General features: G+C 46.6%; 13 protein-coding genes. 2 read left to right on the forward strand and 11 right to left on the reverse strand.

Annotated features, from left to right (window positions below):
* Positions 1-25: 25 nt before the first annotated feature.
* The gene (locus ACLFWI_RS16730; protein WP_446413855.1) at positions 26-1,042 is read right to left on the reverse strand and encodes a serine/threonine protein kinase; all 1,017 of its coding nucleotides are present in this window, start codon (positions 1,040-1,042) and stop codon (positions 26-28) included.
* 205 nt (positions 1,043-1,247) lie between these two features.
* The gene (locus ACLFWI_RS16735; RefSeq protein ID WP_446413856.1) at positions 1,248-2,708 is read right to left on the reverse strand and encodes a PAS domain-containing sensor histidine kinase; all 1,461 of its coding nucleotides are present in this window, start codon (positions 2,706-2,708) and stop codon (positions 1,248-1,250) included.
* A 523-nt stretch (positions 2,709-3,231) separates the two neighbouring features.
* On the opposite strand from ACLFWI_RS16735, the gene petJ reads away from it, so the two are divergent.
* Positions 3,232-3,564, forward strand: coding sequence for a cytochrome c6 PetJ (petJ, locus tag ACLFWI_RS16740; protein WP_446410424.1), 333 nt, complete (start codon positions 3,232-3,234; stop codon positions 3,562-3,564).
* Between the two features lie 270 nt (positions 3,565-3,834).
* Here the strand turns inward: petJ and ACLFWI_RS16745 are convergent, their stop codons facing one another.
* The 9 genes from ACLFWI_RS16745 to ACLFWI_RS16785 form a co-directional block, all read right to left on the reverse strand.
* Positions 3,835-4,305: a DUF29 domain-containing protein gene (locus tag ACLFWI_RS16745; RefSeq protein WP_446413857.1), complete on the reverse strand. Its 471-nt coding sequence runs from the start codon at positions 4,303-4,305 to the stop codon at positions 3,835-3,837.
* A 130-nt stretch (positions 4,306-4,435) separates the two neighbouring features.
* Positions 4,436-5,386, reverse strand: coding sequence for a F0F1 ATP synthase subunit gamma (locus ACLFWI_RS16750; protein WP_446410062.1), 951 nt, complete (start codon positions 5,384-5,386; stop codon positions 4,436-4,438).
* A gap of 74 nt (positions 5,387-5,460) precedes the next feature.
* Positions 5,461-6,978 carry a F0F1 ATP synthase subunit alpha gene (gene atpA / locus ACLFWI_RS16755; RefSeq protein ID WP_446413858.1) on the reverse strand — a complete coding sequence of 506 codons (1,518 nt, stop codon included), beginning with the start codon at positions 6,976-6,978 and terminating at the stop codon, positions 5,461-5,463.
* Positions 6,979-7,143: 165 nt separating this feature from the next.
* Positions 7,144-7,701 carry an ATP synthase F1 subunit delta gene (gene atpH / locus ACLFWI_RS16760; protein ID WP_446410064.1) on the reverse strand — a complete coding sequence of 186 codons (558 nt, stop codon included), beginning with the start codon at positions 7,699-7,701 and terminating at the stop codon, positions 7,144-7,146.
* A 2-nt stretch (positions 7,702-7,703) separates the two neighbouring features.
* Entirely contained in the window at positions 7,704-8,225 is a 522-nt protein-coding gene (locus tag ACLFWI_RS16765) for a F0F1 ATP synthase subunit B (protein WP_446413861.1), read from the reverse strand.
* Between the two features lie 177 nt (positions 8,226-8,402).
* Positions 8,403-8,894 (reverse strand): F0F1 ATP synthase subunit B', encoded by a 492-nt coding sequence (locus ACLFWI_RS16770; protein ID WP_446410065.1) that lies wholly within the window; start codon positions 8,892-8,894, stop codon positions 8,403-8,405.
* Between the two features lie 142 nt (positions 8,895-9,036).
* Positions 9,037-9,282: an ATP synthase F0 subunit C gene (atpE, locus tag ACLFWI_RS16775; RefSeq protein WP_006102085.1), complete on the reverse strand. Its 246-nt coding sequence runs from the start codon at positions 9,280-9,282 to the stop codon at positions 9,037-9,039.
* Positions 9,283-9,429: 147 nt separating this feature from the next.
* On the reverse strand, positions 9,430-10,170 hold the full coding sequence (gene atpB / locus ACLFWI_RS16780; RefSeq protein WP_446413859.1) for a F0F1 ATP synthase subunit A: 741 nt from the start codon (positions 10,168-10,170) through the stop codon (positions 9,430-9,432).
* Between the two features lie 194 nt (positions 10,171-10,364).
* Positions 10,365-10,718 carry an ATP synthase subunit I gene (locus ACLFWI_RS16785; RefSeq protein ID WP_006101893.1) on the reverse strand — a complete coding sequence of 118 codons (354 nt, stop codon included), beginning with the start codon at positions 10,716-10,718 and terminating at the stop codon, positions 10,365-10,367.
* A 432-nt stretch (positions 10,719-11,150) separates the two neighbouring features.
* Here ACLFWI_RS16785 and larC point away from each other — a divergent pair.
* A partial coding sequence (gene larC, locus ACLFWI_RS16790; protein WP_446413860.1) for a nickel pincer cofactor biosynthesis protein LarC occupies positions 11,151-12,292 on the forward strand: 1,142 nt, incomplete at its 3' end.

The raw sequence follows: 12,292 nt of genomic DNA on the forward strand, positions 1-12,292 counted from the left end.
TAGGATCAATCGCGCGATCGCAGAGTTATTCTTCGGTTTCTGGTGATTTTAAGTATAAGGGGGATGAGACGGAGGGGTTGGCGTCTGGAGAGGATTCAGGGATAATATTCTCCCAAAATTCTGTTCCTCCCAGACTGGCAGATACCACGCCAGCGACGATGCCAACTATCCCTAAAATCCCGACAACCATTGCCCAACGGGGTTGTTTGGCTAATCCAGAAATCACACCACCTCGCTGTAGTCCCAACAATTTTAACCAATCCAGCACCGACTTGGGACGTGCTTCGGGTTCGAGTTTCATTCCCGCCAAAATCGCTTTATTGACACGTTGAGAAATGTGAGGATTAATCTGTTTTGGGGGAATTAAATCCGCCTTACCCTTTTGGCGATCGCTAGAGGTGGCGGGTAGCTTCCCGGTTAAGAGTACATACAGCGTTGCAGCCAGAGAATAGACATCCGTAAAGGTTCCGCGCGATCGCGTCTTCGACTTGAGTTCAATCGGGGCAAAGACTTCATCTTGCCATCCCAAGGTTAAAGGATACTCAAATTTCCCGCCCAGGTCAAAATCAATCAGTACCGCCTGATATTGACCCGCCCTCACCATAATATTGGCAGGTTTCACATTCTGATGCAGCAATCCCTGCTGATGGGCAGCGATCAGCGCTTCCCCCATCTGCTGGATATAACTCAACGCTTCCTTTTCGGGTAACACTCGTTGAGACAGGTTCCCTAGACTCTTTCCCTGAATGTACTCCATCGCCAGACAAAAAAACTGTCCTTCAACGAATGTCTTGTACACCTTGATGACATGAGGATGCCGACAGCCTTCTAGCCGCCGCGCCTCATTGACAAACTTACATTTGAGACTTTCCCGACGTACAGGAGTAAGCTTTTTGAGTCGATCCTCATTCAGCGTTTTGATCACCAGTTCGTTTCCTTGTGCATCTGTCGCTAGGTAGGTAATACTGAAACCCGCCTTGCCTAATGTCTTTTCAATGGTGTATTGACCATTGTGTAGTTTCTGCCCTATTGTCCACGCCATCGCCTGTGCATTTAAACCCTTTGTTCCTATTTTGGCAGATTTGTCATTCGTTATTTGTCATTCGTTATTTGTCATACTCGCTTCGCGAGAAGCAAGCTACGTCATTTGTCATACTCGCTTCGCGAGAAGCAAGCTACGTCATTTGTCATTCGTTTCCCCCCGCTTCCCCAGCTCCCCCCGCTCCTCCTGCTTCCATCTCCCATCCCTACTGCACCAAGGGAATCGCCACGATAAACTGAGTTCCCTTTCCCTCCTGGGAAATACAGCGGATTTGACCCTGATGCTTTTCCACAACGATATTATGGGCGATGGATAACCCTAACCCTGTGCCTTTCCCCGTAGGTTTGGTGGTAAAGAAGGGATCAAATAAGTGATCCTGAGTCGCTTTTGGCATTCCGGGTCCATTATCAGCAATGGTAATCACCGCCCACGGCGTCTGAGAAGTGCGATCGCACTCTGAAAGTATCCCCTGCTTCTGCCAATATTCCCCACTTTGTACGGCTGTGGAAATTGTAATTTTTCGCGGTTCAGGCTGATTATCCAAGGCGTCAATCCCATTGGCAATCAAATTCATAAACACTTGATTAAGCTGACTGCCATAACACATTACAGGCGGCAAATCCCCATAATTTTTAATCACCTGAATTTCCGGGCGTTCAGCTTTGGCTTTTAAGCGATTGTGCAAAATCAATAAGGTACTATCTAACCCTTGATGAATATCAACCGGTTGCATCTCCTGCTCATCCAGACGCGAGAAGTTCCGCAATGACAGCACAATGTCTCGAATGCGGTTGGCTCCGATTTGCATAGACGACACCATTTTGGGTAAATCTTCAACAATAAACTCGATATCCTCTTCCTCGATAACGGCTGCAATCTCCGGTATTTCTGCGGGACAATGTTTCTGGTAAAGCGCCACAACCTGTAACACACTGTTAACATACTCGCGAGTATGAACTAGATTGCCATAAATAAAATTGACCGGATTATTAATTTCGTGGGCAATTCCAGCCAGCAGTTGACCCACGCTGGACATTTTTTCGCTTTGAATCAGTTGACTTTGGGTTTGTTTAAGCTTCTCCAATGCCTCTTCGAGTTGTTGTGCTTGTTGTCGCGCCTTCAGTTCTGATCGTTGTAAGGCTTCCTCAACCTGCTTGCGCTCGGTGATATCAAAGCGAATGGCTAAATATTGGTAGATTTCTCCCTGTTCATTCAAAAAGGGAACAACGGTAGTATCCACCCAATAATAGGTTCCGTCTTTAGCTTTATTTTTGATTTCGCCTTTCCAGACTTTGCCCGATGCGATCGTCGTCCAGAATTCTTTAAAAAATGCTGGCGGATGATGACCAGATTTGATCAAACGATGAGTTTTGCCAATTAACTCTTCTCGACGATATTGTGATATTTCGCAAAATTTATCATTGACATAGTGAATCACGCCCTGTTTATCGGTAAGCGCCACAATTGCGGCTCGATCTAACGCAAATTCTAAATCTGATAATTCTTTAAGCGTTCGCTCCAAATTCCTATTCACAAAGTTTTGCTGCCCAATCCCTAGATTCCCTAAAGTCTCTATCCCTACAGCCTCTTTGAATCCTGTATTTACTTGTCCCTTGCTTTGATAATTATAAGAACTCTCTTGCTGATGAAGCTTTTTGGCTGTCATTTTAGGTTTCCCTTTACGTGACTAAATATATTTAAGTTCACGGCTTAACCGCAACGTTTATAATATTTTAGGCGTTTGCCAATCAGTAAGGTGTGATTTACTTCACCAATTGGGGATATTTATCGTAAGAAAATCGGGCATATTTGAGTTTTGTATCAAATAGTATGAAATTTATTACAAACCGTTTTCAAACTTAATCTTTCCTTAAAAATTTAATCAATTTTCCAGATTGATGATTCATCGCTCAAGCTCTAATTTAATTTTTTCTCCCCCGGCTTCCCCAGCTCCCAGACGTTCCACCGGAACGTCTCTACAACCCCAGCTTCCCGACGTCTCGGCTATTTGACTTGGCACGAAACTCTGGATTAGGCGCGTATCCTGGTAAAATTTGTAGAAAGGCAGACACTATTGCATCATGCCTATAGCATTGGATTGATGGATTAGGTCAATTCTGTCCCACATTGCTGCAATTGATAATTGAGCAATAATACTTACTGTCTGTTTTGAGAAGAGGAGAACTACATTGAAGAAAATTCTGTCCATCATTTTACTTGCCGTCGCTGTGTTTGGTTTGGCATTCAGCCGTCCGGCTCTAGCTGCTGATACGGTAAAGGGTGCCAAAATCTTTGCTGCCAACTGTGCCGCTTGCCATATAGGGGGCAACAACATTGTTATGGCAAATAAGACCCTGAAAAAGGATGCCTTGGAGAAGTATGGCATGGACTCCATCGAGAAGATTGTCTACCAAGCCAAAAATGGCAAAGGGGCTATGCCTGCCTTTATCGGACGCTTAAGCGATTCCGACATTGAAGACGTTGCCGCTTATGTGTTAGAGCAAGCTGAAAAGGGTTGGTAATTCAGATCCGTCACATTGTAGAGACGTAGCATGCTACGTCTCTACAATGTTGGTTGTTTGGGGTAGGTTAATTCTTGGGAGCAGGGCGGGTTTATTCACATCTGTTGTCAGGAAACATAAGATCATAGTCAAACCTGCCGCTACTGATACCAAATCCTGGTTAACTACCGCCTTTATGGGTGCTGAATAGGGTTTAGGGTGTGGGGAATAGCAGCCAAGCAATAAAGGGGGTGACAAAATCGGGCGTTAAAGTTTACACCAATGGCGCCCCTACAAGTCTTCAAAAAACCAATCTTCCTTTAACACATCTTCACTCGATGCGGGAGGAGCTTCTGGGAAAAATTGTATGGGTTTATCCATTAAACGCGCTATGACTTTTTTGGCATCCTGATACGTGTTAGGGAAAATTTCTACTAAGTAAGGTTTTAAACTGGGACTATCTGACAATTCATCTCGAATCTGTTGCCGAAATGTAGTGATTTCGGATTTCCACTTATTTTTATTGTATTCTTTTTCTGATTCCCAGTAACGCAGCTTGAGCAAGTGTTCCCAAAGTCGGGTCAAGAGACTTTTAACCGCTCTTCTATTATTTTTTCCCATGCTTTCCAATTCATCCAATAAATTTTCCCAATCAACATGGGTAAATTCTCTGGAGCGGAGTTGTTGTATCGTTGTCTCTAGCCAGAGGTGATAATCTTGATTGTATAAGGTTGAGGTATTTTGCTCTGTTGATGTTTTCATCAGCTTCTGGCAATTATTGGGAAGGGGCGATATTAGTGGTAGAGACGTAGCAGGCTACGTCTCTACATAAATATTAAACTATAGGCGCGGGGCGCGGGCGCAAAGCTTTGCGCCCCTACCTCCCCTACGGCTAACCACCAAGAGCGCTGGCACCGCCAACGACTTCCAGAATTTCTTGAGTAATGGAAGCTTGTCGCGCTTTGTTGTACGACAGACTGAGAGTGCCAATCAATTCGCTGGCATTATCACTGGCGTTGTTCATCGCCGTCATCCGGGCGGCTAATTCGCTAGCGGCTGATTCTTGTAATGCCCGCAGTAACTGGTTATTCAAATACAACGGCAGTAAGGCATCCAGAATTTGGACTGGATCTTGTTCAAAGATCATGTCACGAGGTAAAGGACGATTTTCTGTAGTCACTTTTTCCCGTTCCACCTCAAAGTCACCGCCGCGAGTGGTGAGGCGGAAGATTTCATCATCTTGGGCTTCTAATCCTTGAGCGGTTAAAGGCAACAAGGTTTGTACCACGGGGCGAGAACTAATTAAGGAGACAAACTTGGTATAAACCAGTTCAACCCGATCCACGGTGTCCGATAGGAACAATGACAGCAATTCATCGGCAATCATTGAGGCTTCAGTTGAGGTGGGAATTTGCTCTAAGCCTGTGTATTTGGCATCAATCGGCTGCTCCCGGCGCTCAAAGTATTGGATGGCTTTGCGCCCGATTAAGACATATTTGTAGTCAATGCCTTCTTTCTGGAGTTCCTTGGCGCGGTTTTCGGCACGGCGGATCACGTTATTATTGTAACCGCCACACAAACCGCGATCGCCGGACACGACGAGTAAGCCAACAGATTTGACGTCCCGTTGTTTGAGCAAGGGTAAGTCTGCCTCTTCAAACCGGAGACGGTTCTGCAACCCGTAGAGGACTTGTGCCAAGCGATCAGCAAAGGGACGAGTCGATGTCACCTGTTCTTGGGCGCGACGCACTTTCGCGGCTGCCACCAGACGCATCGCTTCGGTAATTTTCTGAGTATTTTTGACGGATTTTATGCGATCGCGAATCGCTTTTAAATTAGGCATAGTTTGTTTATTGTTAACTGTTGATTATCCATGGTTCATGGCGTATTACCGATGAACCATGAACCATGAACCCATTACGCAGAGACTAAGAAAGTCTGCTTGTACTCAGCCAAAGCTTCCTTGAGCAGGTTTTCGGCGTCTTCAGTGAGGACTTTCTTATCCTTGATAATCTCAGCAAACTGCGGTTTGCTGGTCTTTAAGTAGTCCCGCAGCCCCTTGGTAAAGGCGGTGACTTTCTCCACCTCAATGTCATCTAAGTAGCCATTGATACCCGCATAGACGAGGGCGACTTGCTCATACACAGACAAGGGTGAGTATTGGGGTTGCTTGAGCAGTTCCCGTAACCGTACACCTCGTGACAATTGGTCTTGGGTGGTTTTGTCTAAGTCTGAGGCAAACTGGGCGAAGGCTTGCAGGTCATCAAACTGTGCCAAGTCTAGTTTCAGCTTACCTGCCACTTTTTTAATGGCTTTGGTTTGAGCCGCAGAACCCACTCGTGATACAGAAATCCCAGGGTTAATCGCCGGACGTAGACCGGAGTTAAATAAGTCAGCCGACAAGAAGATCTGACCGTCAGTGATCGAAATCACGTTGGTGGGAATATAGGCGGATACGTCACCGGCTTGGGTTTCAATAATTGGCAGCGCGGTCATACTGCCCCCACCCAAGTCGTCATTCAGCTTGGCAGCCCGTTCTAACAAGCGAGAGTGGAGATAGAATACATCCCCAGGATAGGCTTCCCGACCTGGTGGGCGGCGCAGCAGCAGGGACATCTGGCGATAGGCTTGGGCTTGCTTGGATAGGTCATCGTAGATAACCAGCGTCGCTTTGCCCTTATACATAAAGTATTCGGCAATTGAGGCTCCGGTATAGGGTGCCAGATATTGCAGGGTGGCGGGGTCACTGGCGTTAGCGGCAACGATCACGGTGTAATCTAATGCGCCTCTCTCTTCCAGTGCACCGACAACTTGAGACACGGTAGATGCCTTTTGACCGACAGCGACGTAGACACAGATAACGTCTTCTTCTTTCTGGTTGAGAATTGTATCGATCGCGATCGCGGTTTTTCCGGTTTGGCGATCGCCAATAATTAACTCCCGTTGTCCCCGTCCCACGGGAATCATCGCGTCAATCGCGGTAATCCCTGTTTGCAGGGGTTCATACACGGAACGCCGTGCAATAATACCCGGTGCTGAGGATTCAATTAGACGAGATTCGCCGCTTTGAATCTCTCCCTTGCCATCAATGGGTCGTGCCAACGCATCGACAACACGACCAATGAGTGCTTCACCCACGGGAACTTGAGCGATTTTCCCGGTAGCCGTTACAGAACTCCCTTCCTGGATGTCGCGCCCTTCGCCCATCAGCACGACACCCACATTATCTTCTTCCAAGTTCAGGGCAATACCCACTGTACCATCTTCAAACTCGACCAGTTCCCCAGCCATGCACTGGTCTAAACCATAGACCCGGGCAATGCCGTCACCGACTTGCAGGACGGTACCCACGTTAGAGACTTTGACCTCTTGGTCGTATTGTTCAATTTGCTGACGAATAATGCTGCTAATTTCGTCGGGTCTAATGCTTACCATTCAACTAATCCCTCTACTTTTTTGTCCTTTGTCCTTTGTCATTGGTCATTTGTCATTGGTCATACTCGCTTTCGCGAGAAGCAAGCTACGTCATTTGCCTTGTGAATTTAGCTTATGACTTATCACAGACGTAGACTGCTACATCTGGAACATGACGTTTGACATTTAAGTCGAACGACTCAAGCTCATACCAATACGACGCAGTTGTCCACGCAGACTGGCATCAACCACTTGAGACCCCACTTTAATAATCACACCACCGAGTAAATCGGCGTCAACTTGGGTATCTAGTTCTACATCTTGGGCATTGGTCATGGTGAGAACTTTCTGACGCACCGCCTGCTTTTGGTCGTCATTGAGTTCAACAGCAGAGACGACTTCAGCTAAAACTGCTTGTTTTAACTCTCGCAAAAGTGCCTGATACTGCTTACATACGTCCCTCAAAAACAGAATGCGCCGCCGCTCTACGAGAATCTTTAAAAAATTCACCATGTAGGGGTGAATTTGATCCCCGCTGATTTGTTCTAAGACCGCTTTTTTGTCCTCGGCTTTGACAATCGGATTGCCTAAAAATTGCTGCAACTCCTCTGATTCTTTCAAAGTATCGAGCAACGCGGCAACATCTTCACCGAATTTATCCACGAGGTTATGTTCTTGAGCCACAGACATCAACGCCTCTGCATAAGGCTCAACCACCTCAGCACTAAATGAACTTCCTTTCATGATTATCTGGCTCCTACTCGCTCGATGCTGCGGTCAACTAATGTATGCTGTGCCGAGTCATCCAACTGACTTTTAAGTTGGGACTCGACACGCTCCATCGCTAGGGCAACCACTTGCTGGCGAAGTTGTGCGATCGCGCGTTCCCTTTCTGAGTTTAAATCCTGAACGGCTGACGCTTTCATCCGTTCCACATCTTTAGCCGATGCAGCCAACATTGATTCTCTAGCGGCGTTGGCATTTTCTTCTGCCTTTGCCCGAATTTTTCCGGCTTCCGCTTGCGCTTGTGCCAGCTTTTGCTGGGCATCTGCTAAGGCGGCGGCGGCGTCGTCCTTCTGCTTTTCGGCATCGCTAATGGCGTCTTCAATACTGGAACGTCGCTCCGATAGGGTCTTCCCTAAAAATGATCGCCCAAAGTAAATCAGTACCCCGATAATAATCACCAAGTTAATTACATTGGTTTCTAAAATATCGAGGTTGATACCAAATCCTCCTTCTGCGGTAGCTAACATTGAAAAACTACCCATAATAGCCATATACACCTGCTTTAATTGAGAACTGCTATGCGGCTTTACCGCTAACGCTGGGTAACGTTTAAACGGGCTATAGTTTTCGTCCGGCATTATTTTTGATCACACCACAGACAAAAGACTAGGGGTTAACCTCTCGCAAACCCCTGCTTCGCTACCCTGATAAAGCCGACATTACTTAACCAACTCTGGTCCGATCAGTTTTTCCAGAATCTGACGTGACAGCGAATCCACTTCTTGTTCTAAGGATGCCATCGCTTCAGCTTTTTGTTGGTCAATTTCTTTTTGGGCTTGCTCTCGTTGTGCCTGGGCTTCCGCTTGAGCTTGAGCCATTTTTTCCGCCGCTATTTTCTGAGCGTCAGCTTGAGCAGCGGCAATAGTCTCTTGTGACTTGCGACGAGTGTTTGCTAGTTCTAGCTCATACTGTTTCGCCAGATTCTGAGCTTTTTCTAACCGTTCCCGTGCTTCTAATCGGTTCTGGCGGATGTAGTCATCCCGTCCATCAATGGCTTTACTGAGTGGCTTATAAAAAACCGCATTCAATATCGCCACCAAAATTAAAAATTGCAATGCCATCAGAGGTAGGGTGGCATCAAAATCAAATAACCCTCCTTCTGCTGCCTCTTCTGCTGCTTCAACAGCTAGTAAAATTGTCCAATGTATCATGATGTTTTGGTAATCCCACAGCGCACAAAATCCTTAGCTTTTCAGTTGGGATGGGATAGCGTTTTCGTTTTCAATAACCCTCCAGATCAATAGCATCCAGACCTCAGTCATTGGGGTCTGAATGCTCTTATGGCATAAAGCGTTACGAGAAGGGGTTAGCGAATAATAAGACGAGAGCAACCACCAAACCGTAAATTGTCAGCGCTTCCATGAATGCCAAACTCAGGAGTAAAGTTCCCCGAATTTTTCCTTCAGCTTCAGGCTGACGGGCAATCCCTTCTACAGCTTGTCCTGCCGCATTACCTTGACCGATTCCTGGACCAATTGCTGCTAAACCAACAGCTAAAGCAGCAGCAATAACAGATGCAGCAGAAATTAATGGGTCCATGATATTTTTCCTCGCTTTTGACTTTTGACTAAATAACAAACAAACGTGCGTGAAACGCTTACCCTAAACTAATTCGCTAGACATAGCTGAATTCTTTGATTGTTCACGAGATGGAAGTGGCAAATCTTAATCACTAGCCTCAAATCGCTAATGATGATCTTCCATCGCCTCCCCGATATAAGCCGCTGCTAGGGTAGCAAAGATCAGCGCCTGAATCGCACTGGTAAATAAACCCAATGCCATCACCGGGAGAGGTACGAACAGGGGAACCAACAGCACCAATACTGCCACCACCAGTTCATCTGCCAAAATGTTGCCAAACAGACGGAAACTGAGGGAGAGAGGTTTGGTAAAATCTTCCAGAACCTTAAACGGCAGTAGGATGGGAGTTGGTTGGGCATAACCAGCAAAATACCCCAAGCCCTTCTTGCTCAGACCCGCGTAAAAATACGCTAAGGAGGTCAGCAGCGCAAACGCCACTGTAGTATTAATATCACTGGTTGGTGCCGCTAATTCACCTTCAGGCAGCTCAATCAGCTTCCAGGGAACAAGTGCCCCAGACCAATTTGCCACAAAAATGAACAAAAATAACGTCCCCACAAAGGGCACCCAGGGACGATACTCTTTTTCCCCGATCTGATTTTTGGCTAAATCCCGCAAAAATTCCAGGGCATACTCCATAAAATTTTGGAGACCACTGGGAACTCGCTGAATGTTGCGTGTCCCCGCAATCGAGGCAATGACAAGAATGGCAATCACGACCCAGGAGGTAATAAAAACCTGACCATGAACCTTCAAATTACCAATATGCCAGTACAGGTGCTGACCAACTTCTAATTCAGCAAGGGGGAAAGCATTATAGAACGCCAAACCATCTATCATTTCCATCCGGAGTTCCCCAGCTATCTTCTATCCTTTGGTTGAAACTACTACATAGACATGATTCACAATTGTCCATCGAACAATTGCTAAGTCTGTTTCCTGCTTCATCCAAAGGAATTGTCTCCTTTGTCCACAGGCGTTAAGTTCGGGTGTAGCCTACCCTACTGTTTGGATGCGTTGGCTGCCCTGACAAGGGGAACTTACTTCGACGTAGGCAACAAGGTGCTTTGCAGCATATAAGCGATAAGCGCAGCTTTATACGTCAGAAATCCTAAAAATATGGGCAGAATGCGTAAACTCTGCCATTGACTGGCAACGACTAATAGCCCAATCAATAAAGCCAACCGAGTTGAACTCGGACGCCTCTTTTGGACACCTAACCGCTCAACGTCTTTCGCCAACATTCTCAAGTAAACCACACCAACGCACGCCCCGATCAAATAATTCAAGGCGATGTTGAGTGAGTAGAAAATCCAGACAGAGACAAAAATCACCCCTGTCATTACCAGAGTGACCGCCAACAAGGTTTGTTTTAGTTGGTAGTACTCTTGCATTGAGGAACTTTCAGGGGAAGTATGAGAACTTCCTGGTGGACTTTCCTCCAGTGTGGGCTTGGGTTGTACAGATTTGTCTGACAAGTTCACAGGCAGCAGCAAACGCTAGTCCATCAAAATTGGCTGGATCGCATCTAGCCATAGGCGATCATACCACGCACCAGTAACATTACTTAAAACATTTTTAATCGTTATTGGTCATTGGTCATTTGTCATTGGTCATTTGTCATTGGTCATACTCCCTTCCTTGAGAAGCTACGTAAAGTCGGGGCGGGTTTAGTTACATCTGGGTGCAACCAAAAAGATAGTAGTGAAACCCGCCCCTACACAATCTCCCCCAGCTCCCCCAGCTCCCCCAGCTCCCCCAGCTCCCTCTGCTCCCCATTCCCCGTTCCCTACAATAGATGTAGACCCTTCAGGATTCAAAACGTAATGCCAAAGCTCGCCTATCTAGACTGTCAGAGTGGAATTGCTGGTGATATGTGCTTAGGGGCACTCGTGGCAGCAGGAGTGCCGTTAGAGTATTTAAGTGAAAAGTTAAAAGGGTTGGGAATTGACCATGAGTATCGGTTAGAGTCAGAACCCGTCCACCGCCAAGGTCAATTAGCAACTAAAGTCCATGTAAATTTGCTCACTCAAGCCCATCACCATGATCACGCTGAACCGTCAGACCATGAGCATAGCCGACACCTGGCAGATATTGAACACCTAATTACAACCGCTGGATTACCCTCACAAGTCGTGGATTGGAGTTTGGCAATCTTTCGCAACTTGGCAGAGGCAGAAGGGGCTGTTCACGGGATGACACCTGAAACCGTGCATTTCCATGAAGTGGGAGCGACAGATGCCTTAGTGGATATTGTCGGTACGTGTTTGGGGTTGGATTGGTTGGGCATTGACCGACTCTACTGTTCTTCCTTACCCACAGGCGGCGGTACAGTACAAGCTGCCCATGGTCGATTGCCTGTTCCTGTTCCTGCTGTTTTGAAATTATGGGAATCTCGGCAAGTCCCTATTTACAGTAACGGTATCGATCGCGAATTAGTCACGCCAACTGGTGCAGCCATTGCTGTCACCCTTGCCACTCAATTTGGACTGCCTCCGGCGATGATTCTGCACAAGATTGGTCATGGCGCGGGAAGCATTGAATTAGCGATTCCGAATATCCTGCGACTCTGGATTGGAGAAGCCTCCGAGTTTGGTATTCAGCTTCAGGGACGAGATACAGCTACTCTCATCAATGATGACCCTTGCCAAGAAACCGTTTGTGTGATAGAAACCCAAATTGATGACTTAAATCCCCAAGTGATTGGGTATGTCTTCGATGTGTTATTTAATGCTGGGGCGTTGGATGTATTCACCCAAGCCATTGGCATGAAAAAATCTCGTCCTGGGGTATTACTTACGGTGATCTGCCCACCGGAAAAATTAACCGTTTGTGAAGATATTTTATTTAGGGAAACCACAACCCTGGGTATTCGCCACTTTACCCAGCAACGCACGATTTTGCAACGGGCAATTGAGCGAGTCGAGACGAAGTATGGCAGAGTGCGGGTAAAAGTTGCCAGTCGCGC

The organism is Coleofasciculus sp. (assembly GCF_046539235.1).
Taxonomy (GTDB): Bacteria; Cyanobacteriota; Cyanobacteriia; order Cyanobacteriales; family Coleofasciculaceae; genus Coleofasciculus.

Coding starts and splice junctions, on each gene's coding strand:
- ACLFWI_RS16750 (WP_446410062.1), bottom strand. CDS start 5,386: ATGCCTAATTTAAAAGCGATTCGCGATCGCATAAAATCCGTCAAAAAT.
- atpB (WP_446413859.1), bottom strand. CDS start 10,170: ATGGAAATGATAGATGGTTTGGCGTTCTATAATGCTTTCCCCCTTGCT.
- ACLFWI_RS16745 (WP_446413857.1), bottom strand. CDS start 4,305: ATGAAAACATCAACAGAGCAAAATACCTCAACCTTATACAATCAAGAT.
- ACLFWI_RS16770 (WP_446410065.1), bottom strand. CDS start 8,894: ATGATACATTGGACAATTTTACTAGCTGTTGAAGCAGCAGAAGAGGCA.
- atpA (WP_446413858.1), bottom strand. CDS start 6,978: ATGGTAAGCATTAGACCCGACGAAATTAGCAGCATTATTCGTCAGCAA.
- atpH (WP_446410064.1), bottom strand. CDS start 7,701: ATGAAAGGAAGTTCATTTAGTGCTGAGGTGGTTGAGCCTTATGCAGAG.
- ACLFWI_RS16765 (WP_446413861.1), bottom strand. CDS start 8,225: ATGGGTAGTTTTTCAATGTTAGCTACCGCAGAAGGAGGATTTGGTATC.
- ACLFWI_RS16785 (WP_006101893.1), bottom strand. CDS start 10,718: ATGCAAGAGTACTACCAACTAAAACAAACCTTGTTGGCGGTCACTCTG.
- ACLFWI_RS16730 (WP_446413855.1), bottom strand. CDS start 1,042: ATGGCGTGGACAATAGGGCAGAAACTACACAATGGTCAATACACCATT.
- ACLFWI_RS16735 (WP_446413856.1), bottom strand. CDS start 2,708: ATGACAGCCAAAAAGCTTCATCAGCAAGAGAGTTCTTATAATTATCAA.
- atpE (WP_006102085.1), bottom strand. CDS start 9,282: ATGGACCCATTAATTTCTGCTGCATCTGTTATTGCTGCTGCTTTAGCT.